22 protein-coding genes are annotated in these 21,343 nt (G+C 44.3%); 10 read left to right on the forward strand and 12 right to left on the reverse strand.

All coding sequences use genetic code 11. From position 1 onward, the window contains the following. The first annotated feature begins 53 nt into the window (after positions 1–53). The 5 genes from V7R35_RS03280 to V7R35_RS03300 are packed head-to-tail and all read left to right on the forward strand — an operon-like array spanning position 54 to position 4,483. Positions 54–485, forward strand: a complete 432-nt coding sequence (locus V7R35_RS03280) for a nuclear transport factor 2 family protein (protein ID WP_334013283.1) — start codon at positions 54–56, stop codon at positions 483–485. Next, positions 482–1,201 (forward strand): SDR family NAD(P)-dependent oxidoreductase, encoded by a 720-nt coding sequence (locus V7R35_RS03285; protein ID WP_334013284.1) that lies wholly within the window; start codon positions 482–484, stop codon positions 1,199–1,201. The genes V7R35_RS03280 and V7R35_RS03285 overlap by 4 nt, the downstream gene beginning before the upstream one ends. A gap of 11 nt (positions 1,202–1,212) precedes the next feature. Next, the gene (locus tag V7R35_RS03290; protein WP_334013285.1) at positions 1,213–2,478 is read left to right on the forward strand and encodes an NAD(P)/FAD-dependent oxidoreductase; all 1,266 of its coding nucleotides are present in this window, start codon (positions 1,213–1,215) and stop codon (positions 2,476–2,478) included. Next, positions 2,475–3,224: a DUF1365 domain-containing protein gene (locus V7R35_RS03295; RefSeq protein WP_334013286.1), complete on the forward strand. Its 750-nt coding sequence runs from the start codon at positions 2,475–2,477 to the stop codon at positions 3,222–3,224. The genes V7R35_RS03290 and V7R35_RS03295 overlap by 4 nt, the downstream gene beginning before the upstream one ends. Beyond that, positions 3,224–4,483: a cyclopropane-fatty-acyl-phospholipid synthase family protein gene (locus V7R35_RS03300; RefSeq protein ID WP_334013287.1), complete on the forward strand. Its 1,260-nt coding sequence runs from the start codon at positions 3,224–3,226 to the stop codon at positions 4,481–4,483. The genes V7R35_RS03295 and V7R35_RS03300 overlap by 1 nt, the downstream gene beginning before the upstream one ends. Before the next feature lie 121 nt (positions 4,484–4,604). Here the strand turns inward: V7R35_RS03300 and V7R35_RS03305 are convergent, their stop codons facing one another. Beyond that, complete coding sequence (locus V7R35_RS03305; RefSeq protein ID WP_334013288.1) at positions 4,605–5,534, reverse strand: flagellar motor protein MotB; 930 nt, start codon at positions 5,532–5,534, stop codon at positions 4,605–4,607. Further along, a complete protein-coding gene (pomA, locus tag V7R35_RS03310; protein ID WP_334013289.1) occupies positions 5,534–6,295 on the reverse strand; it encodes a flagellar motor protein PomA in 762 nt (253 codons plus the stop codon). Before pomA ends, V7R35_RS03305 begins: the two co-directional genes overlap by 1 nt. A 373-nt stretch (positions 6,296–6,668) precedes the next feature. On the opposite strand from pomA, the gene xseB reads away from it, so the two are divergent. From xseB to dxs, 3 genes are read left to right on the forward strand one after another with little or no spacing between them, the layout of a single operon-like run. Then, a complete protein-coding gene (xseB, locus tag V7R35_RS03315) occupies positions 6,669–6,911 on the forward strand; it encodes an exodeoxyribonuclease VII small subunit (protein ID WP_334013290.1) in 243 nt (80 codons plus the stop codon). A 29-nt stretch (positions 6,912–6,940) separates the two neighbouring features. Beyond that, the gene (locus V7R35_RS03320) at positions 6,941–7,831 is read left to right on the forward strand and encodes a farnesyl diphosphate synthase (protein ID WP_334013291.1); all 891 of its coding nucleotides are present in this window, start codon (positions 6,941–6,943) and stop codon (positions 7,829–7,831) included. A gap of 32 nt (positions 7,832–7,863) precedes the next feature. Next, the gene (dxs, locus tag V7R35_RS03325) at positions 7,864–9,744 is read left to right on the forward strand and encodes a 1-deoxy-D-xylulose-5-phosphate synthase (RefSeq protein ID WP_334013292.1); all 1,881 of its coding nucleotides are present in this window, start codon (positions 7,864–7,866) and stop codon (positions 9,742–9,744) included. Positions 9,745–9,898: 154 nt separating this feature from the next. On the opposite strand, the gene V7R35_RS03330 is transcribed toward dxs, so the two are convergent. The 10 genes from V7R35_RS03330 to lpxD form a co-directional block, all read right to left on the reverse strand. Further along, positions 9,899–10,399: a phosphatidylglycerophosphatase A family protein gene (locus V7R35_RS03330; protein WP_334013293.1), complete on the reverse strand. Its 501-nt coding sequence runs from the start codon at positions 10,397–10,399 to the stop codon at positions 9,899–9,901. Positions 10,400–10,447: 48 nt separating this feature from the next. Then, entirely contained in the window at positions 10,448–11,413 is a 966-nt protein-coding gene (gene thiL / locus V7R35_RS03335) for a thiamine-phosphate kinase (RefSeq protein ID WP_334013294.1), read from the reverse strand. 51 nt (positions 11,414–11,464) lie between these two features. After that, positions 11,465–11,887 (reverse strand): transcription antitermination factor NusB, encoded by a 423-nt coding sequence (gene nusB, locus V7R35_RS03340; protein ID WP_334013295.1) that lies wholly within the window; start codon positions 11,885–11,887, stop codon positions 11,465–11,467. Positions 11,888–11,899: 12 nt separating this feature from the next. Beyond that, a complete protein-coding gene (gene ribH / locus V7R35_RS03345; protein ID WP_334013296.1) occupies positions 11,900–12,373 on the reverse strand; it encodes a 6,7-dimethyl-8-ribityllumazine synthase in 474 nt (157 codons plus the stop codon). A gap of 283 nt (positions 12,374–12,656) precedes the next feature. After that, a complete protein-coding gene (ribBA, locus tag V7R35_RS03350; protein WP_334013297.1) occupies positions 12,657–13,757 on the reverse strand; it encodes a bifunctional 3,4-dihydroxy-2-butanone-4-phosphate synthase/GTP cyclohydrolase II in 1,101 nt (366 codons plus the stop codon). 21 nt (positions 13,758–13,778) lie between these two features. Further along, on the reverse strand, positions 13,779–14,441 hold the full coding sequence (locus V7R35_RS03355) for a riboflavin synthase (protein ID WP_334013298.1): 663 nt from the start codon (positions 14,439–14,441) through the stop codon (positions 13,779–13,781). Positions 14,442–14,451: 10 nt separating this feature from the next. Beyond that, positions 14,452–15,612 (reverse strand): bifunctional diaminohydroxyphosphoribosylaminopyrimidine deaminase/5-amino-6-(5-phosphoribosylamino)uracil reductase RibD, encoded by a 1,161-nt coding sequence (gene ribD / locus V7R35_RS03360; RefSeq protein ID WP_334013299.1) that lies wholly within the window; start codon positions 15,610–15,612, stop codon positions 14,452–14,454. Positions 15,613–15,641: 29 nt separating this feature from the next. Then, on the reverse strand, positions 15,642–16,091 hold the full coding sequence (gene nrdR / locus V7R35_RS03365; RefSeq protein WP_334013300.1) for a transcriptional regulator NrdR: 450 nt from the start codon (positions 16,089–16,091) through the stop codon (positions 15,642–15,644). Between the two features lie 84 nt (positions 16,092–16,175). Continuing rightward, positions 16,176–17,432: a serine hydroxymethyltransferase gene (glyA, locus tag V7R35_RS03370; protein ID WP_334013301.1), complete on the reverse strand. Its 1,257-nt coding sequence runs from the start codon at positions 17,430–17,432 to the stop codon at positions 16,176–16,178. 210 nt (positions 17,433–17,642) lie between these two features. Next, positions 17,643–18,671, reverse strand: coding sequence for a UDP-3-O-(3-hydroxymyristoyl)glucosamine N-acyltransferase (gene lpxD / locus V7R35_RS03375; RefSeq protein WP_334013302.1), 1,029 nt, complete (start codon positions 18,669–18,671; stop codon positions 17,643–17,645). 446 nt (positions 18,672–19,117) lie between these two features. Here lpxD and ettA point away from each other — a divergent pair, with 446 nt between their 5' ends. Further along, the gene (gene ettA, locus V7R35_RS03380; protein ID WP_334013303.1) at positions 19,118–20,785 is read left to right on the forward strand and encodes an energy-dependent translational throttle protein EttA; all 1,668 of its coding nucleotides are present in this window, start codon (positions 19,118–19,120) and stop codon (positions 20,783–20,785) included. A gap of 141 nt (positions 20,786–20,926) precedes the next feature. After that, positions 20,927–21,334 (forward strand): PilZ domain-containing protein, encoded by a 408-nt coding sequence (locus V7R35_RS03385; protein WP_334013304.1) that lies wholly within the window; start codon positions 20,927–20,929, stop codon positions 21,332–21,334. Positions 21,335–21,343: the final 9 nt, after the last annotated feature.

The raw sequence follows: 21,343 nt of genomic DNA on the forward strand, positions 1-21,343 counted from the left end.
CTACGAAAGACTTATCAGCATTTACTATATTTAATAATGTGTGGAGACTTGAGATGGATGTAATTGATCGTTTTTGTAAAATTTACACGGATATTTGTCAGATATCTCCAGAAGACTTAGGCGCCATTTACGCCGAGAATATTGTTTTTGTCGACCCTATCACAACACACACTGGTCTCAATGAAGTAAAAGGCTACTTTTCAAATTTACTTACTCAAGCCAAAAGCTGTAAGTTTGATATTGCCGATATTCTACCTTGTGGTGAAAACCAAAAGAGCATTACCCATGTTGCAAACTGGACCATGACACTTGTGCTGAACAGCGGTGATAAAACGATTACCCTAGACGGCACAACGCAGCTAGCGGTGAAAGATGACATTATTGTTTATCACAAAGATTATTATGATTTGGGCGAAATGGTGTATGAGCACGTACCACTGTTAGGTTTTGTAATTAAAAAGATTAAACGGAAGCTAGCCCAGTGAAGACATTGTTAATAACAGGTGCAACATCAGGAATTGGTAAAGCGTTGGCAGAACATGCGGCTGACAACAACTACAACATAATTGCATGTGGCAGGAATGAAGAAGCACTTGCCGAGCTAAGCAAGCATGAAAATATTACGTCATGTCAATTTGATGTAACCGATTTAAATGATACTAAGCGTGCTTTAGCAGACGTAACGTTCGACACGGCTGTTCTTAATGCAGGCACATGTGAATATGTTGACTTGGACAGTTTCGAGCCAGACATGTTTAGACGAGTATTTGAGCCTAATTTCTTTGGTGTTGTCCATTGTGTTGATGCATTACTCCCTAAACTTAAAAAAGGTAGCCAACTGGTAATTGTTGATAGCATGGCAAGACTATTGCCGTTCACACGCACACAAGCTTATGGTGCGAGTAAAGCTGCGCTCCACTATTTCACCAAATCACTTGAAGTTGATTTACACGACAAGGGCGTTTCAGTACAAGCGGTGTCTCCAGGCTTCGTTGAAACACCACTGACAGATAAAAACGATTTTGAAATGCCAATGAAAATAACCTCAGAAGAAGCAGCAAAAGCGATGCTTAAAGGTATTGAAAGCGGAAAACAATCTGTGTTTTTCCCCAAAGTGTTTGGCTATATGCTGAGATTTATGAACATTCTACCTACTCCAGTTAAAAAACGACTGGGTTTAGCAATGAGAGATGAGAAGTAGAGAAACCAATAATGACAAGAAAAATTGCTATTGTGGGTACAGGCATTTCAGGCCTTACGTGCGCACACCTGTTAAACAAGAATAACGACATAACAGTTTACGAGGCTAACGACTATATTGGTGGCCACACCGCAACAAAGCAAATCACCGATGATGGCGAGCAACACGCTATCGACACAGGTTTTATTGTTTTCAACAACTGGACGTACCCTAATTTTATAAAGTTAATTACGTCTCTTGGTGTTGATTACCAGCCTACCGAGATGAGTTTTTCAGTAAAAAGCGAAAAGGCAAACCTGGAATACAACGGCAACAACATAAATAGTTTGTTCGCTCAAAGACGGAATATTTTGCGCCCGCGTTTTTGGCGAATTGTGCGAGACATTCTTAAGTTCAACAAAGCGTGCAAACAAATGGTTGCCGAGAAGCGAGATACGTCCTCTCTAACACTTGAAGATATCATTAGCGAACTGGGCTTAAGTGACGACTTTGCACGCTACTATATACTGCCAATGTGTGCTGCTATATGGTCGAGTAGTCTTGAGCAAACACGTAGGTTCCCACTTACCTTCTTTCTGCAATTTTTCAACAATCACGGCCTACTGAATATTACAAATAGACCTCAATGGTACACCATTAAAGGTGGCTCCAGCCAATACATTCCACCATTGGTAGCGCCATTTGAATCGAGGATTAAGTTATCTACTGGCGTTAGCAAGGTTGTGCGAGAGTCAGACAATTGGACCGTTCATGACTCAACTGGACATTCAGAAGCGTTCGACGATGTCGTATTTGCGTGTCATAGCGACCAGGCGCTGGCAATGCTATCGGCGCCATCAGACGCTCATAAAAGCATATTAGGCAGTATTCCATATGCCGCAAACGACGTTGTAATGCATAAAGATATTGGGCAGCTACCAAAAAGAAAGTTGGCGTGGGCCAGCTGGAACTATCGTTTAAAAGAAGATGCCAGTGAAGAAATGCGTCCAGCGTCGGTAACCTACGACATGAACATTTTGCAACGCTTAACAGCTAAAAACACCTACTGCGTTACGTTAAATAACACTCCTGAAATCAACAGTAACAGTATTCTTGGTCAGTATGATTATGCGCACCCACAGTACAGTGCTGAAATGGTTGCCGCGCAACAGCGTCGCAGCGAAATTTGCGGCGTAGATAATCTACATTTCTGCGGTGCTTATTGGTACAACGGTTTTCATGAAGACGGCGTAAGAAGTGCATTAGATGTTTGCGCGCGTTTTGGTGAACAATTGTGATAGAAAGTGCCATTTACAAAGGTAAAGTCTTCCACGAACGCTTCTTGCCAACACAGCATAAATTCGATTACGACATTTATCTGTTTTGGCTTAAGTTGTCTGGCAACGAGTTAGACACTCTGTCTTCAACAATACCGCGTTTTTCGGCAAATAGAAAAGCGCGCGTACGTTTTAAGCGTGAAGACTATTTAGGTGCCCCATCAACCCCTCTTGATGAGGCAGTAAAACAAAAAATGACATCGCTTAATAACGGTATAGCTCTTGAGGGCGATGTATTTATGCTGGGCCAGCTTCGTATGTGGGGTATGTACTTCAGCCCTGTTAACTTTTATTACCTACGAGATAAAGAATCAGGCCACTTCACCCATCTACTTGCAGAAGTGAGCAATACTCCGTGGAATGAACGGCACCATTACTTAGTTGATCTAAAAGAGCAAAAAGACACGCCTAAAGCATTTCATGTGTCGCCTTTCAATCCTATGGATATGACATACCGGTGGCGAATATCCGAACCGTCTCGTACACTGTCATTAGCGATGGAGTGCGTAAGAGATAAAAAAGAGTTCAGCGCGGGGTTTAACCTTACTCGATTTACTTTCGATGAGGCGAATCTAACTGACGCGATGAAACGTATACCAAGTATGACAATAAAAACAGTGGTAGGAATTTATTGGCAAGCGCTAAAACTATTCCTAAAAAAAACACCGCTGTATACACACCCAGAAAAAAGTCAGGAACAACAATAATGTCTTTCGGTGAATCTGTACTACTTAATACATCAGAGGTCTCGTTAATTGATAAGACCTGTAGGAAAATATTCTTACAATGCTTAAAACAGTTACCCCACGGTAGCTTAACCATTCAAGAATGTGGCGACACGATTGCTCAGTTTGGCAATGATAATGACAACCTACGGGCGAATGTAAATATAAAAGACGTTCGCGCCTATCGCAGTTTACTCTTAGGTGGAAGTGTTGGCGCAGGTGAAGCTTATATGGACGACCTTTGGGACAGTCACGACGTAACAGCCGTTGTTCAAATTTTCGCGCGAAACCTACCTGTTTTAGATGAGTGGGAGAATAAGTTTAAATGGCTAACCATGCCGATTAATAAACTCCAGCACTTTACTCGCAGAAATACAAAAGACCAAGCAAAGCGCAATATAGAAGCGCACTACGATTTGGGTAACAAACTGTATACTCGATTCTTAGACCCAACGATGATGTATTCATCTGCCATTTACCCAGATCCAAATGCCACATTAAATGAGGCACAAAATTACAAGCTCAAAAATATTTGTGACAAGCTTCAACTCAATGAAAACGACCATCTGATTGAAATCGGCACTGGTTGGGGCGGACTTGCCGTATATGCAGCGAAGCATTACGGATGTAAAGTTACCACTACCACCATTTCAGAAGAGCAACATGCGTGGGCTGCAGAGTGGATTGCAAAAGAGAATCTGCAGCACAAAGTAACGCTTCTTAAGAAAGACTACCGTCTACTTGAAGGAAAATACGACAAACTCGTATCCATTGAGATGATTGAAGCGGTAGGTAAGCAGTTCCTAGGTAATTTCTTTGAAAAGTGTGAGTCTTTGCTAAAAGACGATGGCTTGATGTTACTGCAATCTATCACTATTGACGACCGCCGTTATGACAGTTACTCAAACAGTGTTGATTTTATTCAAAAATATATCTTTCCAGGTGGCTTTCTTCCTTCGCAATATCAGTTAAATGCGCATTTAAAAAAGCATACCAATATGATGATCCGCGATCTTCATGATATTGGCATTGATTACGCAAAAACCCTAAATCATTGGTACGAAGCGTTTATCTCGGCCAAAGACGAATTAATGAAGGATGGTTACGATGAACGCTTTATGCGTATGTGGACATACTATTTAAAATACTGCGAAGGCGGTTTTCTAGAGCGCACCATCAGCACTGTTCAGCTTGTTATTTCAAAGCCTCACTATCGCGATGATTTAGCACGTATTGCGTAGGTAATGTGCGTACGAAAATAGTCAATGTGTTTCATTTGAGTAGACAGTGAAAAGGCGCCTTTAGAGCGCCTTTTCTAATTCTGTATAGATACTTGGTCACCAACTTCTTTATTGGAGTTAGCTATTGATCAACCACGGATATTGGCTGAGACAGCATTGGCTTACCTTGATTAATGTTTATTTCTACGCGCCTATTTTTTGCGCGATCAGCAGATGACGTGGCATTCTCAACAATTGGGTTAGTATCGGCTTTACCAACAACCGACATACGGCTTTCATCAAAGCCTGGTGCAGTACGCATTGCCTCTGCTACTGCTACAGCACGCTGCGAAGATAAATCCCAGTTTGAGCGATACAATTCATTGGCAATATGTTGTCCGTCGCTATGACCTGAAATTTCTATCTCACCAGGCACTTCAGCTAGTATGCCGCCTATTTTTCTCAACACGGGCTGAAATTGCGGTTGCAGAAATGCAGAGCCCGCAGAAAATGAACCATTTTCTCTTATTCGAATTGTGAGCTGTTGTCCTAACGACTCCATTTCAATTGAACCATCTAATATTTCTTTTTGAAGCTGCTGGGCTACTTTCTTCATTAACTCAGCCGTTTCAGATTCTTCGCTACTTTGCGGTGCTGACGATGATGACTCACTGGCGGTTTGTTGCGATTGACCACCCCGTTGTTCACCGCGTTGTTTTTGACGACCGCCAGCAGAGTCCTCGTCACCGGCTTGAAACTCAAGCATCTGCTGTGTCATATCAATAGTTTGTTGTTGAATAGATTCAATGGGCGTGGGGTCGGGTCTGCCTGGGCGAAACTCCATAGCAATAACGCTTGTGCCCTTTGGTATGTCTTTTACTTCAATTTTATTTTGCACACCAAATGCGAATTTCATGGACCCTGCTATTTGCTTAAACTTAAGCACATCCATTTCTGAAAATGACAATAAAAGTACGAAGAAGCACATAAGCAGAGACATAAGGTCTGCAAAGGTTCCCATCCAAGCAGGGAGCCCCTCGGGGGGGCATTTTGGGCATTCTTCTTCTGCCATTATTCTTCCTCTGCAGCGCCGCGCTTACTGGCCGCAAGGTAGTTCTTTAACACACCTTCAATGACACGCGGGTTTTGCCCATCAGCAATACCTACTATGCCATCCAGTACCAAACTTTGATTCAGCTTTTCTTCACCTGCACGCACAGCCAGTTTAAATGCAATTGGAAGACAAACCACGTTGGCAAAGAATGCGCCGTAAAGCGTTGTAAGAAGTGCTACAGCCATTGCAGGCCCGATAGCTTTTGGGTCGTCCATGTTTGATAGCATGGCAACCAAACCAATTAGCGTACCAATCATTCCCATCGCTGGAGCAACGTCACCCATACCTTTGAAAATTGATGCTCCAAAGTCGTGTCGCTCGGTCGTCATGGAAATATCTTTTGATAAGGTTTCACGCACGACTTCTATATCGTGCCCATCAACCAGCATGTCCACGCCTTTTTGCATGAACTCATTTGAAATTTCAGCTTCTTCTAACGCAAGGAATCCGCCTTTACGAGCAGCATCCGCCATTTCGACTATTTTCTCGATAAGTTCTTCGGGCGACTCGATTTTGAACATAAAGGCCTTACCCGCAACCTTACCTGCTCCGAAAAACTGGCCTAATGTAAACTGAGATAAGACAACAAATAGAGTTCCACCAAATACAATTAGTATTGATTGCACGTCGATAAACATGCTTAAGCTGCCGCCTAATATCATGGCCATTACAATGAACCCGATGGCGCCCAACATACCAATGACGGTTGCTAAATCCACTCACTCTTCCCCATTTATGCTCAGACAATGCTGCTGTTATTCAAATAGTCTATCGGCATTATATTAAAATACTAAAACAACATTATTGAAAAATATCACATTTATTGGATATTTTTGAACAATGCTGCCATGACGCTTTCTGTCTTTTTAAGACAGTTTAAATGCAAAACCTCACAATACATCGAATATAGCACATTTACTTTTCTAGCAACTAAAATGCAGCCCTGAGTTTAAAATGCGTTGTAAATGGTATGAATTTTCGTCTTACCCTTTGTGCATATTGGGAATATACAGACAAACCATTTGACCCCTACGCAACCCTCGGTTAATGTGCGCCATACATGTATTTTGGCGAAGATATTGAGTAATTTTTATGACGAAGGAAACTGAAAGTCCGTCTTTTGAAGAAACGTTGTCAGAGCTTGAGACCATCGTTAATGAAATGGAGAACGGTGACTTGCCCTTAAACAAAGCGCTAGAGAAGTTTGAACGCGGCATCGCGCTTTCCCGTCAAGGCCAACAGTCCCTTGAAAGTGCCGAGCAGAAAGTGAAAATATTGCTTAGCAACCAAGGTGAAGAAACACTTCAAACGCTTCCAGAAAGTGAACAACCCTAAATCGGTAACTCACTTCCAACAGGTACCTTATGAATTTTTCTGATTTGCATCAGCAAGTGAAAGCACAAACTGATGCATCTTTGCTTACGTTAATCGACGATTTACCTCACTATGCACCGCGACTAAAAGATGCCATGCGTCACGCGCTGTTAGCAGGCGGCAAGCGCATGCGCCCCCTTCTAGTACAGGTAGTCGGTAACACACTAGATATTCCCAAAAAAGACCAAATGGCTATTAGTATGGCTATTGAATGTATCCATGCTTACTCGCTGGTACATGATGATTTGCCCGCAATGGATGATGATGATTTACGTCGCGGTAAACCAACGTGTCATATTGCATTTGATGAAGCTACCGCTATTTTGGCTGGTGATGCGCTACAATCTTTGGCTTTTAGCGTACTTGCCGACGCACCTTTAAGTGATTACGCACAATCACAACGCGTGAGGCTTCTTTCCATACTTGCGAAAAGTGCGGGTTATGCAGGTATGTGTGGTGGTCAAGCCATCGACCTTGCCAGTACAGGTAAAACCATATCGCTTGAAGAGTTAAAAACTCTGCACAAATTAAAAACAGGTGCCCTTTTGAAAGCGTGTGTGGAAATGGTTGCAACGGTATGCGAGTCGCTAACTGATGCAACACGCACAGATTTAATGGCATTCGCTACCGATATTGGGCTGGCTTTTCAGGTTCAAGATGACATTCTAGATGTGGAAGGCAGCAGTGAGCAACTAGGAAAACCCGCAGGGTCAGATGAAGCATTGGGTAAAAATACGTTTCCTGCCAAGCTTGGACTTGAAGGTGCAAAGAAAGAATTAGACAAGCTTCATAATAATGCACTTCAAGCCTTGTCACGTTTACCCTACAATACAGAAAGTTTAATTGCGTTTAGCGAGCTACTGGTAAAACGAGACCACTAGCCACGCGCCATGTTGAAAAAGATAACAAATTAATGAGTTTAGACCTCCAACATTATCCTACGCTTGCGCTTGCGCAAACACCTGACAAACTGAGGCAGCTGCCACAGGAAAAGTTACGCCTGCTCGCCGACGAGTTGCGTGAGTACTTACTTAACTGCGTAAGCTCGACCAGCGGGCACTTTGCGTCTGGCTTAGGCACTGTTGAACTTACCGTTGCACTTCATTATGTGTACAACACGCCATTCGACCGTTTATTGTGGGACGTGGGCCATCAAGCTTACCCACATAAGATTTTGACTGGCCGCGCAGAGCGCATGAGTACCATTCGTCAGAAAAACGGATTGCACCCATTCCCATGGCCGCCTGAAAGCGATTACGATACTTTTGCTGTAGGTCACTCTTCTACTTCTATAAGTGCTGCGCTAGGCATGGCAGTAGCGGCCGAAAAAGAAGGCAAAGACAGAAAAGTAGTAGCTGTTATAGGTGACGGTGCAATGACGGCAGGCATGGCGTTTGAAGCACTAAACCACGCTGGTGATATCAAGAAAGACATGGTTGTAGTACTGAACGACAACGAAATGTCTATTTCTGAAAATGTAGGTGCGCTTAACAGTCACTTAGCACGACTGCTTACAGGTAACTTCTTTAATTCTATTCGTGACGGCGGTAAAAAGCTATTAAGCAACGTTCCACCAATTAAAGAATTTGCTAGCCGCGCGGAAGAGCACATTAAAGGCATGGTAGTACCAGGCACTATTTTTGAAGAGCTTGGTTTTAATTACATTGGTCCTATTGATGGACACGATGTAAATGCGGTTGTGGATACATTGCGCAATATGCGCAAATTCGAGGGTCCACAGCTGTTACATGTAGTAACTAAAAAGGGTAAAGGCTACGCGGTAGCGGAAGAAGATCCTATTAAGTTTCATGCCGTTCCAAAATTTAATCCTGCAGACAACGCACTTCCGAAGTCAAAGCCTTCTGCGCCAACCTATTCTGCCATTTTCGGCAATTGGCTATGCGACATGGCCGCGGCAGATCCCAAGCTTATGGCAGTTACTCCTGCTATGCGTGAAGGTTCGGGTATGGTTGAGTTCTCACAGAAATTTCCTGAACAATATTTCGATGTGGCCATTGCTGAACAGCACGCAGTAACTTTTGGCGCTGGTCTTGCGAAAGACGGTATGAACGCGGTAGTAGCCATATACTCTTCGTTTTTACAACGTGCTTACGACCAGCTAATTCATGATGTAGCGATACAAGACTTACCTGTATTGTTTGCCATCGACCGTGCCGGTATTGTTGGCGCCGACGGCCCTACACACCAAGGGGCGTTTGATATTGCTTTCTTGCGCTGTATTCCGAACATGGTGGTTATGGCGCCTTCTGATGAAAATGAATGCCGCCAAATGTTGTACACAGGGCACAAGTTACAAAAGCCTGCTGCAGTTCGCTACCCTCGAGGTGCCGGTATGGGCGTTACACCTGACAAGGAAATGACACAGCTTGAAATAGGAAAATCTCGCACCTGTCGCGAAGCATCAAGTTCTGCAGAAAAACGTATCGCTATCTTAAACTTCGGTTGTTTGCTTCCAAATGTGCTAGAAGCAGCCGAAAAGCTTGATGCAACCGTTATCGACATGCGTTTTATCAAGCCGCTGGACGGTGAAGCTGTAATAAATGCAGCAGCATCGCATGATGTGCTTATGACACTTGAAGATGGCTGTATAATGGGTGGAGCAGGCAGTGCAGTGCTTGAGCATCTGCAGCAAAATGGCGTATTAAAAGCCGTTAAAATGCTAGGACTTCCAGATAGCTTTATACTTCAAGGCACACAGCAGGAAATGTATAAAGAGCATGGCCTAGATGCTGATGGCATTGTAGGTGCGGCTAACGCGCTTCTAGGTAATTAGGTTTTCAATACCTTGTATTGTATTACAAATGCGATAGACGCTGGCACATTGCTCCTAAGAATGTAAAAGCCAGATATTAAAAAGCCCGCGACGTATGATTAACGTAGCGGGCTTTTTGTTGTGTGCGATTCAGCGCGTGTTAAACAGGCTTTTACTACAAGAAGCTAAGTGAACTAGGCCATAGCACCATAAGCAAATGGAGGCAGCCACAGGCCATTGCACCCGCCAGAATATCGTCCAGCATAATACCGGTGCCGCCATGTAAACGTTTATCGATAACGCCAATAGGCCAAGGCTTTAAAATATCGAACGCGCGGAATAATAAAAAGCCAATGAGTAATGTTGATGCAGATAGCGGCACAAACAGGAATGTCACAAACATGCCTGCTATTTCATCCCAAACAATAGATCCATGATCATGAACCTGCATGTCATCTGCTGTCTTACCACAAAGGTAAATGCCAATAACGCTAAAAATAAGCGTTAGTGCAATGAATGAAACCGAAGATACATACATGCAAGCCAGTAAAAGCGGAATGGCCGCAAGTGAGCCAAATGTGCCGGGCATAACAGGTATCAACCCACTACCAAACCCCAGCGCCAGGAAGTGAACAGGGTTTTTCATACTTACTCTGGCGCGGTATTCAGCCTGCATATTATTGTCTCTTCTTATACGCTGTTTGGTGAGTTATTGCGGGCTACGCTAAAAAACGTGTTCGTAGCCATCGCCCGTTTTTGACGTGTACTTTTCGTTGTTTTTTAACAGTGATAATGCGCCAGGTTGACCTGTTAACTGCCCTATACACGTCGCTTTAACATTTGTACTGGCAAGAGAGGTTTCTAAACTGCCTCGTTGCTCTTCACTAACGGTAAATATTAACTCGTAGTCATCACCCGCTGACAACGCATAATCAGTAGCCTGTTGCTCTGACACGGCGCTGGTCAAAGCGCGTGAAACCGGCAAACGGTCTACATGAACGTTAGCGCCACAGTTAGATGCTTTTAAGATGTGACCTAAATCAGAGATAAGTCCGTCTGAAATATCAATGCACGAGGTGGCAATTCGACGAATAGCAGTACCAACGGCAACACGTGGCGTAGGAAAATAATGACGATTAATCAACACATCTTTTGCTTCGCCTGTAACCTCTAGCTTATTTTGAAGAATATCCAAGCCTGCGCCAGCATCACCTAACGTGCCGGTAACATATACCCAGTCTCCTGGTTTCGCGCCGCTTCGAGTAAGCTCAGAGCCGGGTGGAATAAACCCCTGTGCAGTGACCGTCATTGCCATGGGCCCTTTAACCGTATCACCACCAATAAGCTGAACAGAATAGTACTGCGTAAGCTCATATAGCCCGCTAACGAAATCGTCTAGCCATGCTTCATTCACTTCTGGCAACGACAAAGAAAGGCTAATCCATGCAGGCTCAGCGCCCATTGCAGCTAAGTCACTTAAATTTACGGCAACCGTTTTATATGCCACCGACTTCGCTGGTGCATCATCAAGAAAGTGAACACCTGCTACTAAGGTGTCGGTAGTTATAGCAAGCTGTTGGTTTTCTGGAACTGTTGTTACGGCGCAGTCATCACCAATACCAATAACAACATCTTTGCGTTTGTGGCCACTGTTTGCAAAATAGCGGCCGATAAGATCGAATTCTTTCACGGTAGTAATTGAAACCCTTTAACAGCAATCCTTGCCGTCTTAGTAAAAAGGTTAGTCGCGCTCATCTTTGCGCAATGTGCGCACGGCCTTATCAAGAGCACCATTAATAAACTTATGGCTTTCTTCGGCACCAAATGCCTTAGCCAGCTCGATAGCTTCATTAATAATTACACGATAAGGCACATCAATGCGCTCGGTAAGTTCCAGTGTCGCTATACGAAGAATGGCTTTTTCAATAGCATCCAGTTCTTCTGGCAAACGGCCAAGGTAAGGTTTGATGGTGTCATCAAGCTTGCTTGCGTTGTGTGCAACACCGCGCAACAAAGCTTGGAAATATGCCATGTCTACCTTTTGCATGTCGTTACTGGTTGCTAAAGCCAGTTCAACTTGCTGAATGTCGTTATGACTCATTTGCCATGAATATACACCTTGAAGTGCTAACTCACGGGCTTTACGACGAGCTGAAACTTTCACTAAATGTTTACCTTAAAGCTTTTCAACAGCATCAAAAACGTTAACCATTTCAAGGGCGCCTAGTGCAGCTTCTGCACCTTTGTTACCCGCTTTGGTTCCTGAACGTTCGATAGCTTGTTCAATTGAATCTGTTGTGATTACGCCAAATGACACTGGTACACCGTACTCTAGTGATACTTGTGCAAGGCCTTTGTTACATTCGCCCGCTACAAAATCAAAGTGAGGTGTGCCGCCACGAATTACCGCACCTAATGCAATGATCGCGTCAAATGACTTTTTCTCGGCAATCTTTTGTGCCACTACAGGTAATTCATATGCACCAGGAACACGTACTACCGTAATGTCGTCACTGTTTACTTCACCGTGACGCTCTAGTGTATCTAACGCGCCTTCAAGCAAGCTCTCTACAACAAAGCTATTAAAGCGTGATACAACGATAGCAAACTTCTTACCGGTTGCTCTGATATTACCTTCAATTACCTGCATGGTTTCATTCCTCGAGAAAAAACGGCGCGAAGTATACCACAACTGCGCCTAAACTAAATCGATTGTTTCTTTAACTTCTATTTGTACATTTGACTTAAGCTGATTGTGGGGCAGCAACCTCGGTTGTGAACACGCGGTAAATACATCCCTGTACGCTCCGCCACCGCATCCATGCGGTGGAGGGTTCACAACCGAGATTACTGCCCCACTCTAATTCATCCAACGTTTGCGATGGACATGCCCCTTCCGCGCTTCTTACTCCGTCGCTCCAAGCTCTGAAGTACTAGTCGTGCACGTACTCCACTACTTCAAGGCCATAGCCTGAAAGTGCGTGATATTTAATTGGCTTACTCAGTAGGCGCATTTTATGTACGCCCATAGACGCTAATATCTGGCTGCCCACTCCAATGGTTCTAGACGAGCCCTGCCAATCTGCGCCTGTTGGACGCTCTCCGCGGTCTTCAGCAGCAAAGCGGCGTACTTGATGTTCAATATGCTCTTCTTTGCCTAAAAGCACGAGTACACCACCCTCTTCCGAAATTTTACGCATGCCATCGGCTAAAGTAAGTGAGCGATGAATACCACGTGTCGAACCAAGAAGATCACTAAAAGTATTGTGCAAGTGAACACGTACTAGCGTTGGTTCGTCCTCTTTGATGTCACCTTTCTTAAGTGCGAAGTGAAGCTGGTTATCAATACTGTCTTTAAAAGTGTGTAGCTCGAAATCACCGTATTCTGTAGGCATGTTGCACTGCGCTACTTTTTCGATGGTGGTTTCATTTAAATTACGGTATTCGATAAGGTCAGCAATGGTGCCTATTTTTAAGTCGTGTTTTTCAGCAAATTTTTCTAGCTCAGGGCGACGAGCCATGGTGCCGTCTTCGTTGAGTATTTCAACAATAACGCCTGCCGGTTCAAGACCTGCAAGTCTGGGTAAGTCAACGCCAGCTTCAGTGTGACCTGCACGGTTTAATACACCACCTTCTTTTGCAATAAGCGGGAATATATGACCGGGCTGAACAATATCAGTGGCTTTTGCATCTTTTGAGACAGCGGCAAGAATAGTAGTTGCGCGATCTGCTGCCGAAATACCGGTTGTAACGCCCTTCGCCGCTTCAATTGACACTGTAAAGTTGGTTGAAAATTGTGCTTCGTTCTTATCCACCATCAACGGAAGGTTGAGAGTTCGGCAGCGCTCTTGTGTCATAGGCAAACACACTAGGCCTCGTGCATGGGTCACCATAAAGTTAATGGCTTCAGGTGTTACATGCTCAGCCGCCATGATGAGATCGCCTTCATTTTCGCGGTCTTCATCATCCATCAAGATAACCATTTTACCTTGACGAATATCTTCAATTATTTCTTGTGTAGTGTTAAATGCCATATTCTTTTGCTTCTTGTAGGGTTATCTTTTTAAAAATCCATTCTCGGCTAAAAATGCCATATCGATGCCTTTTGACTGTGGCTCTGCGGCTTTTTCGCCCAGCATCAAACGTTCTAAATAACGTGCTATAACATCGACTTCTAAATTAACGGCTGTACCTACCTTGTAAGTCCCCATATTGGTTTCTTTTAACGTGTGAGGTATTATCCACAGCATAAATTCAGAACCATTTACTTCGTTCACCGTCAGGCTAATACCGTCTACGGTAATACTGCCCTTATGTGCGATATACTTCGCTAAGTCTTCAGGGGCTTTCACCCAAAACTCGATGTAGTCGGAATGCTTTATGATTTGCGTTACTTTGCCAACACCGTCAACGTGTCCAGACACAATATGCCCGCCAAAACGGTCGGTTGGTCGCATGGCCTTTTCTAAGTTAACTGTAGAGCCTGCTGAATAATGTGCAAAGCCAGTTAACTTAATTGTTTCTGCAGATACATCAGCGCAATAATAGTCGTCGCCCATATCAGTTACAGTTAGGCAAACGCCGTTTGTTGCAATACTATCGCCCAAGGCAACATCGGCCATATCAAGTGTGGGAGATGCAACAGTAAGGCGAATATCGTTCCCGCGATTGTCTAGTTTCTGAATTGTGCCTAGTGCCTGAATAATGCCCGTAAACATAAACTTCCTCTTAATCGCTAGCTGCGACGTTCCGATTGCCATCGGGTTTAAAGATAAACTTAATATCGTTACCCACTTGGCAATTTTCAATGAGTGTGAGTGAAATAGATTGCTCGAGCGACGTGAAAGTAGGCAGCGACACCATACTCTGCCCTTTGTCGCCCAATAACTTGGGTGCCTGATAGCAAATTAGCTCGTCCACCAGCCCCTCGTTAAGCAGTGCACCTGCAAGCCCAGGCCCCGCCTCTACAAGCACTTCGTTATATTGCTTTTCACCCAGTGCATCCATTAGTGCATGTAAATCAACTTTTCCGTTTTTCTCAGGCACTATCATAATTTGACCAGCGTGCTGCCCAGGTGTGCTTTTGGATTCTGTGGATGTGGTTGCTACTAGGGTAGCGAACCCATCATTAAACAATTGGTATTCATCGTTTAGGCTTAATTTACTATCGATGATGACGCGAACAGGTTGACGCAAATTTTGAATAGGATAGTCAGCAAATCCCGCTTCGTTAGCACGCACTAATAAACTGGGATTATCAGCTTTGACTGTACCAGAGCCCGTTAGTACCGCACAACTCATTGCGCGATAGCGCTGCACGTCGCGCCTTGCATCTTTTCCGGTTATCCACTGACTAACGCCATTTTCAAGGGCTATCTTACCGTCTAAACTTATCCCCAGTTTTAGTCTGATATAGGGCTTTCCGGTTAGCATACGTTTTATAAAGCCGGGATTTAGCGCTGCCGCTTCAGATGCAAGAATATCACTAACCACTTCTATTCCAGCTTCCTGAAGTATTCTAATACCGTTTCCGCTTACCGCAGGGTTTGGGTCGGTCATACCGATAACAACGCGAGATACTTGTGCTTTTACCAGTGCTAGAGCACACGGCGGCGTGCGTCCGAAATGACTACACGGCTCTAAGGTAACGTATGCTGTTGCGCCTTTTGCGCCTTGTTTCCGCGCTTTTTCAGCAGCGTCGAGTGCATGTATTTCGGCATGAGGCGTGCCAGCCTGTTTATGAAAACCTTCACTTAAGAACTGATTATTTTCATCAACAATGACACAGCCAACGCGAGGGTTGGGAGAGGTAGTGAAACGCCCTTTTTTGGCATTTTTAATGGCTCTCGCCATCCAGTAATAATCATCTTTTAGGTTTGCGTGATCCACATTTAATCCTGTGATAGGCGCAACGTGCGCTAGTCGCCTAAGCGAGCGATTTCTTCACCAAACTCTCTGATATCTTCGAAGGAACGGTATACAGATGCAAATCTAACGTAGGCGACTTTATCCAGCTCTTTAAGCGCTTTCATGATCAAGTTACCAAGCAACTCGCTTTCTATTTCTCGTTCTCCAGTGGCACGTAACTCAGACTTAAGAGATAAAATGCACTGTTCAACTTTTTCAGTACTTACAGGACGCTTTTCCAATGCCCGCTGCAGTCCCGCACGAAGCTTATCTTCGTTGAACGGCTCGCGTGAGCCGTCGCGCTTAATAACACGCGGCATTACAAGTTCGGCACCTTCAAAGGTAGTGAAGCGTTCGTGGCAGACATTACATTCGCGACGTCTGCGCACTTGATGCCCCTCGGCCACAAGGCGAGAATCAATAACTTTAGTTTCTTGCGCGGAGCAAAAGGGGCAAAACATAGAAAATCCTTAACTATTGCGTACTTAGCAGTGTCTCAATGTAGCAGCATAACTATCAAAGTACGCAATAAAACACAAACCTATTTACTTATAAACAGGATATTGTGAGCAAAGCGTAACTACTTCGTCTTGAACACGCTTAATAACAGACTCATCGCCCATATTATCAAGGATGTCACAAATCCATGTAGCTACTTGTTTAGCTTGTTCTTCTTTAAAGCCTCGGCGAGTGATCGCTGGGCTACCAATGCGCAGACCACTCGTTACGAAAGGTGAACGAGGATCGTTTGGTACTGAGTTCTTATTCACAGTAATGTTGGCTGCACCAAGTGCCGCGTCTGCGTCTTTACCTGTGATATCTTTATCAATTAGGTCAAGCAGGAAAAGGTGGTTGTCTGTACCGCCAGATACAATTTTATAGCCACGCTCAATCATCACTGCAACCATGGCTTTCGCGTTGGCAACAACTTGTTGTTGATACGCTTTAAACTCTGGCTGAAGTGCTTCTTTGAAGGCTACTGCTTTTGCTGCAATAACATGACATAGCGGACCGCCTTGGTTTCCAGGGAATACCGAGCTGTTCAGCTTTTTGTAGATGGTTTCATCGCCACATGCAGATAGAATTAAGCCACTACGGGGGCCCGCAAGCGTTTTATGCGTTGTAGTCGTTACTACGTGTGCGTGTGGAAGCGGGTTTGGATAAACACCTGCCGCTACTAAACCTGCAACGTGCGCCATATCAACTAACAAGAAAGCACCAACGCTGTCTGCAATTTCACGGAACTTAGCCCAATCAACAACACCTGAATACGCCGAGAAACCGCCAATGATCATTTTAGGCTTATGCTCTTTTGCTAGAGCTTCAACTTGCGCGTAATCAATTTCCCCCGTTTCGTTGTTTAAGCCATACTGAACAGCGTTGTATGTCTTCCCAGAAAAGTTAACGTGAGAACCATGTGTTAAGTGACCACCTTCAGACAGGCTCATTCCTAGTACAGTATCACCAGCGTCAAGTAGCGCCATAAACACAGCTGAGTTAGCTTGCGAACCCGCGTGAGGCTGAACGTTTGCGTATTCTGCACCAAATAACTCTTTTGCACGATCAATGGCAAGTTGTTCAACAACGTCAACATGCTCGCAACCGCCATAGTAACGTTTGCCAGGGTAACCTTCTGCGTATTTATTGGTAAGCTGCGAACCCTGTGCTTCCATCACACGTGGGCTACAGTAGTTTTCAGAGGCAATTAGCTCAATGTGGTGTTCTTGACGCTCAACCTCTTTTGCCATTGCATCGGCTAATTCTGGGTCAAAGTCAGCAATGTTCATTTCGCGAGAAAACATGGGGGCTCCTTAACTGCGGTTTTTATGTGGCGATAATACCAATCTGGATAAGAAACTGCGGTGTCACCAATTGCCTATGCAGGTTAGTATTCACTCGAATAGCTCAATTTGAGGCCATATTCTAGTCATTTTCAGCCCCTTGTATACCGCTTTATCACTAAATTAATACAAATGGCGTAGGTTTAACGATATCCCTACGCCATCTTAATTTTAACGCTGTTTTTCTAGCGCTTTGACACGGTCAAATAAGCTGCCAATTTTTTGTAAGCGAACCGTATTTTTACGCCACTCTCGATTGGTTTGTGCCGGTTGCCCTGAAGAGTAAACGCCTGGCTCGGTAATATCTTGCACAATCATGGTATAGCCAGTTACTTGAACATTGTCACAAATAGAAATGTGACCATTAATACCTACACCGCCACCGATGATAACGTGTTTACCTATGTGGCAGCTTCCAGCAATACCTGTGGCCCCGCATATACATGAATGGTCGCCAATAATGCAGTTGTGCCCAATCTGCACTTGGTTATCAATAATCACGTTATTACCTAAAATGGTGTCTTCCATTGCACCTCTGTCGATACTGCTACTGGCACCAATTTGGCTGTCATCGCCAATACGCACCGACCCCGTTTGAGGAATTGGGATCCACACACCTTTGTCGTTAGCATAACCAAAACCCGCTGCGCCAATGACTGTTTGACTATGAATAGTTACTCGTTTGCCAATAACAATATCATGATAAATAGTGACATTTGGATGAACGGTAGTGTCTTCACCAATATGTGTACCTTTGCGCACTACCGTATTTGCGCCAATGACTACCCTATCGCCAAGCACTACGTTGTCTTCAATAATAACGTTATGACCTAACGCTACGTCACTTCCGATGCGCGCGGATGGTGCAATAACAGCGGTGTCGGCAATGCCCGTAGCGACTACCGGCGTGGTATCAAAAAGTTGGGCTATAAGGGCAAATGCCGCATGCGGATTAGCCACAACCAAAGCAGGGACCGGGCTGTCGTCCTTTAAACTTTCATGCAGTATAACCGCCCCTGCTTTTGTGTCTTTTAACTGAGGCTTATATTTAGGGTTAGTCAAAAAAGAAATTTGATGTTCGGCAGAGCCCGACAAGGTACCAACAGCAGAAATGTTGACACTGCCATCGCCCTGAACCTCACCGCCAACATGGCTGGCGAGCTCTTCTAAACTGTACGTACGTTTTTTCATAGCCGTCATGCAATTTTGTACCTGTAAGAATGTTCCAATTAGTGTTGCGTTATTATTACCTGCACTGCTTGACTGGCACTGCTTCTAACGTGCACATTTACCAATGCGCTCTAACAATTACCCTTTCAGATACGCAATAAGTGCTTTAAAGGGCATTGCAAAGTCTTCATTCAGTTCTTCACTTAGTAAAACAACACACACCATTTTATGATCTGAAGTTTACCTTAATTCCATGCTTACACCGATGTTTAAATAAAAAATTTCTCTGCAAGTGCACAAAATAACAGCATAAATACACCTAAATGGCGCTGTGCTCTGGCACAAACTATAGTGTTACGAGTAGAATACGGCACCACATTTATCAACTCGTTGACTGTGCCTTCAAGGCACAAATGAACATAGTATTTTGCGAGTTGGAACTTATTAATTTTTCTGCATTGTAGCGAGGAGCAAGCATGGCTCAATATGTATACAGTATGCATCGCGTGGGCAAAATTGTGCCACCGAATCGTCATATTCTTAAAAATATCTCTCTCAGCTTTTTCCCTGGTGCCAAAATTGGTGTGCTTGGTTTAAACGGTGCAGGTAAATCAACACTTCTCCGTATAATGGCTGGTGTTGATACCGACATTGAAGGTGAAGCGCGACCTCAACCTGGGTTAAAGGTAGGTTACCTTCCTCAGGAGCCTCAGCTAGACGAATCAAAAGACGTTCGAGGCAACATCGAAGAAGCCGTTGCAGATGTAAAACACGCACTGACGCGTCTAGATGAAGTGTATGCAGAATACGCAGCACCCGATGCCGACTTTGACGCGTTAGCAAAAGAACAAGGTGAATTAGAAGCCATTATCCAAGCGAAAGACGGGCATAACCTTGAAAATGCGCTTGAGCGCGCAGCTGATGCTCTTCGTTTACCGCCGTGGGACGCTGACGTCAGCAAACTTTCTGGTGGTGAGCGTCGCCGCGTTGCACTTTGCCGTCTTCTACTTGAAAAACCTGAAATGCTGCTGCTTGATGAACCGACTAACCACCTAGACGCTGAATCAGTAGCATGGCTTGAACGCTTCCTTCACGACTATGAAGGAACGGTAGTGGCAATTACCCACGATAGATACTTCCTTGATAATGTTGCAGGTTGGATACTAGAACTTGACCGCGGTGAAGGTATTCCATGGGAAGGCAACTACTCTTCATGGCTAGAGCAAAAAGAAAACCGTCTTCAGCAAGAAGAGCGCGCAGAGACAGCCCGTATGAAGAGCATGAAGCAAGAGCTTGAATGGGTGCGCTCTAACCCGAAAGGTCGTCACGCGAAAAGTAAAGCCCGTATGGCCCGTTTTGAAGAACTGTCTACGAGTGACTATCAAAAACGTAACGAAACTAACGAGCTATTCATTCCACCTGGTGAGCGTCTTGGTGACAAGGTTATCGAGGTATCCAACCTTAAAAAATCTTACGGCGACCGCGTACTTATTGATGACCTTTCTTTCAAGGTTCCAAAAGGTGCCATCGTAGGTATTGTTGGTCCAAACGGTGCGGGTAAATCAACCCTGTTCAGAATGCTTACTGGTGCAGAGCAACCCGACTCGGGCAACATTGACTTGGGTGAAACCGTTCAAATTGCCGCCGTTGAACAGTTCCGCGATCATATGAACGAGAACAATACAGTGTGGAAAGAAATTTCTGACGACTCAGATATTATTCGCATTGGTAACTTTGAAATAAATAGCCGCGCCTACTGCAGCCGCTTTAACTTTAAAGGCACGGACCAACAAAAGTTCATTAAGGACCTTTCTGGTGGTGAGCGCAATCGTGTTCACTTGGCAAAGCTATTAAAAGCGGGCGGAAACGTATTACTACTGGATGAACCGACTAACGACTTGGATGTTGAAACGCTGCGTGCGTTAGAAAACGCCCTGTTAGAGTTCCCTGGCTGTGCAATGGTTATCTCGCACGACCGTTGGTTCCTAGACCGCGTGGCTACGCATATCATGGATTATCGCGATGAAGGTAGCATCAACTTCTTCGAAGGTAACTACTCAGATTACGAAACGTGGCTGAAAAATGAGTTTGGTCAAGACGTGGTTGAGCCACATCGCCTTAAATACAAACGTATGTCGAAATAGCTTTTTAACAAAGACCTACTTTTGTATGTAAAAGCTTTACGGCACCGTACAAAAAGCCCTCGTTATCGAGGGCTTTTTTATTGCGAAGGAAAAATAAATAGCCAATACTGAGTTTAGGGAAAGAATAAAAAAGGTTGAAGAATGACGGACAAGCGCCAGTTTCATCGGGTTATGCTGAATGTGAAGGGACACCTTGCTCACAACGACATCACTATTGAGGTAATGGTAAGTGATGTTTCACTACAAGGTATTAAGCTACTTGCTTCTGAAACAGAATTGGCAAAACTCCCTTTCGATAGCCATGAACCCTACACTGCAACCTTCAAAGCCAATGAAGATAGTCCATCAATAACCCTTCATATATCACAGCTATACCGGCATTCAGACAGTAGAAAAGACGATGTTTCGCTAGGATGCAAAGTAGAGCGCATGGGTGTTGAATGTTTAAGTGCTCTGCGCAGACTTATTGCGTTAAATAGTATGGATAGCGGTATTGAAGAGAAAGACTTAAACGCGCTGATAGACGCAGTTTACCAAGCACCTCAATAAACCACGTCC

It is taken from the genome of Alteromonas sp. S167 (assembly GCF_036864375.1).
In the GTDB taxonomy this organism is placed as follows: Bacteria; Pseudomonadota; Gammaproteobacteria; order Enterobacterales; family Alteromonadaceae; genus Alteromonas.

What these genes read in the sequence shown, in the direction of transcription:
- V7R35_RS03280 (WP_334013283.1), top strand. Translation starts at nt 54, where the DNA reads ATGGATGTAATTGATCGTTTTTGTAAAATTTACACGGATATTTGTCAG.
- V7R35_RS03290 (WP_334013285.1), top strand. Translation starts at nt 1,213, where the DNA reads ATGACAAGAAAAATTGCTATTGTGGGTACAGGCATTTCAGGCCTTACG.
- V7R35_RS03300 (WP_334013287.1), top strand. Translation starts at nt 3,224, where the DNA reads ATGTCTTTCGGTGAATCTGTACTACTTAATACATCAGAGGTCTCGTTA.
- V7R35_RS03305 (WP_334013288.1), bottom strand. Translation starts at nt 5,534, where the DNA reads ATGGCAGAAGAAGAATGCCCAAAATGCCCCCCCGAGGGGCTCCCTGCT.
- xseB (WP_334013290.1), top strand. Translation starts at nt 6,669, where the DNA reads ATGACGAAGGAAACTGAAAGTCCGTCTTTTGAAGAAACGTTGTCAGAG.
- V7R35_RS03320 (WP_334013291.1), top strand. Translation starts at nt 6,941, where the DNA reads ATGAATTTTTCTGATTTGCATCAGCAAGTGAAAGCACAAACTGATGCA.
- dxs (WP_334013292.1), top strand. Translation starts at nt 7,864, where the DNA reads ATGAGTTTAGACCTCCAACATTATCCTACGCTTGCGCTTGCGCAAACA.
- V7R35_RS03330 (WP_334013293.1), bottom strand. Translation starts at nt 10,399, where the DNA reads ATGCAGGCTGAATACCGCGCCAGAGTAAGTATGAAAAACCCTGTTCAC.
- ribH (WP_334013296.1), bottom strand. Translation starts at nt 12,373, where the DNA reads ATGCAGGTAATTGAAGGTAATATCAGAGCAACCGGTAAGAAGTTTGCT.
- ribBA (WP_334013297.1), bottom strand. Translation starts at nt 13,757, where the DNA reads ATGGCATTTAACACTACACAAGAAATAATTGAAGATATTCGTCAAGGT.
- V7R35_RS03355 (WP_334013298.1), bottom strand. Translation starts at nt 14,441, where the DNA reads ATGTTTACGGGCATTATTCAGGCACTAGGCACAATTCAGAAACTAGAC.
- nrdR (WP_334013300.1), bottom strand. Translation starts at nt 16,091, where the DNA reads ATGTTTTGCCCCTTTTGCTCCGCGCAAGAAACTAAAGTTATTGATTCT.
- glyA (WP_334013301.1), bottom strand. Translation starts at nt 17,432, where the DNA reads ATGTTTTCTCGCGAAATGAACATTGCTGACTTTGACCCAGAATTAGCC.
- lpxD (WP_334013302.1), bottom strand. Translation starts at nt 18,671, where the DNA reads ATGACGGCTATGAAAAAACGTACGTACAGTTTAGAAGAGCTCGCCAGC.
- ettA (WP_334013303.1), top strand. Translation starts at nt 19,118, where the DNA reads ATGGCTCAATATGTATACAGTATGCATCGCGTGGGCAAAATTGTGCCA.
- V7R35_RS03385 (WP_334013304.1), top strand. Translation starts at nt 20,927, where the DNA reads ATGACGGACAAGCGCCAGTTTCATCGGGTTATGCTGAATGTGAAGGGA.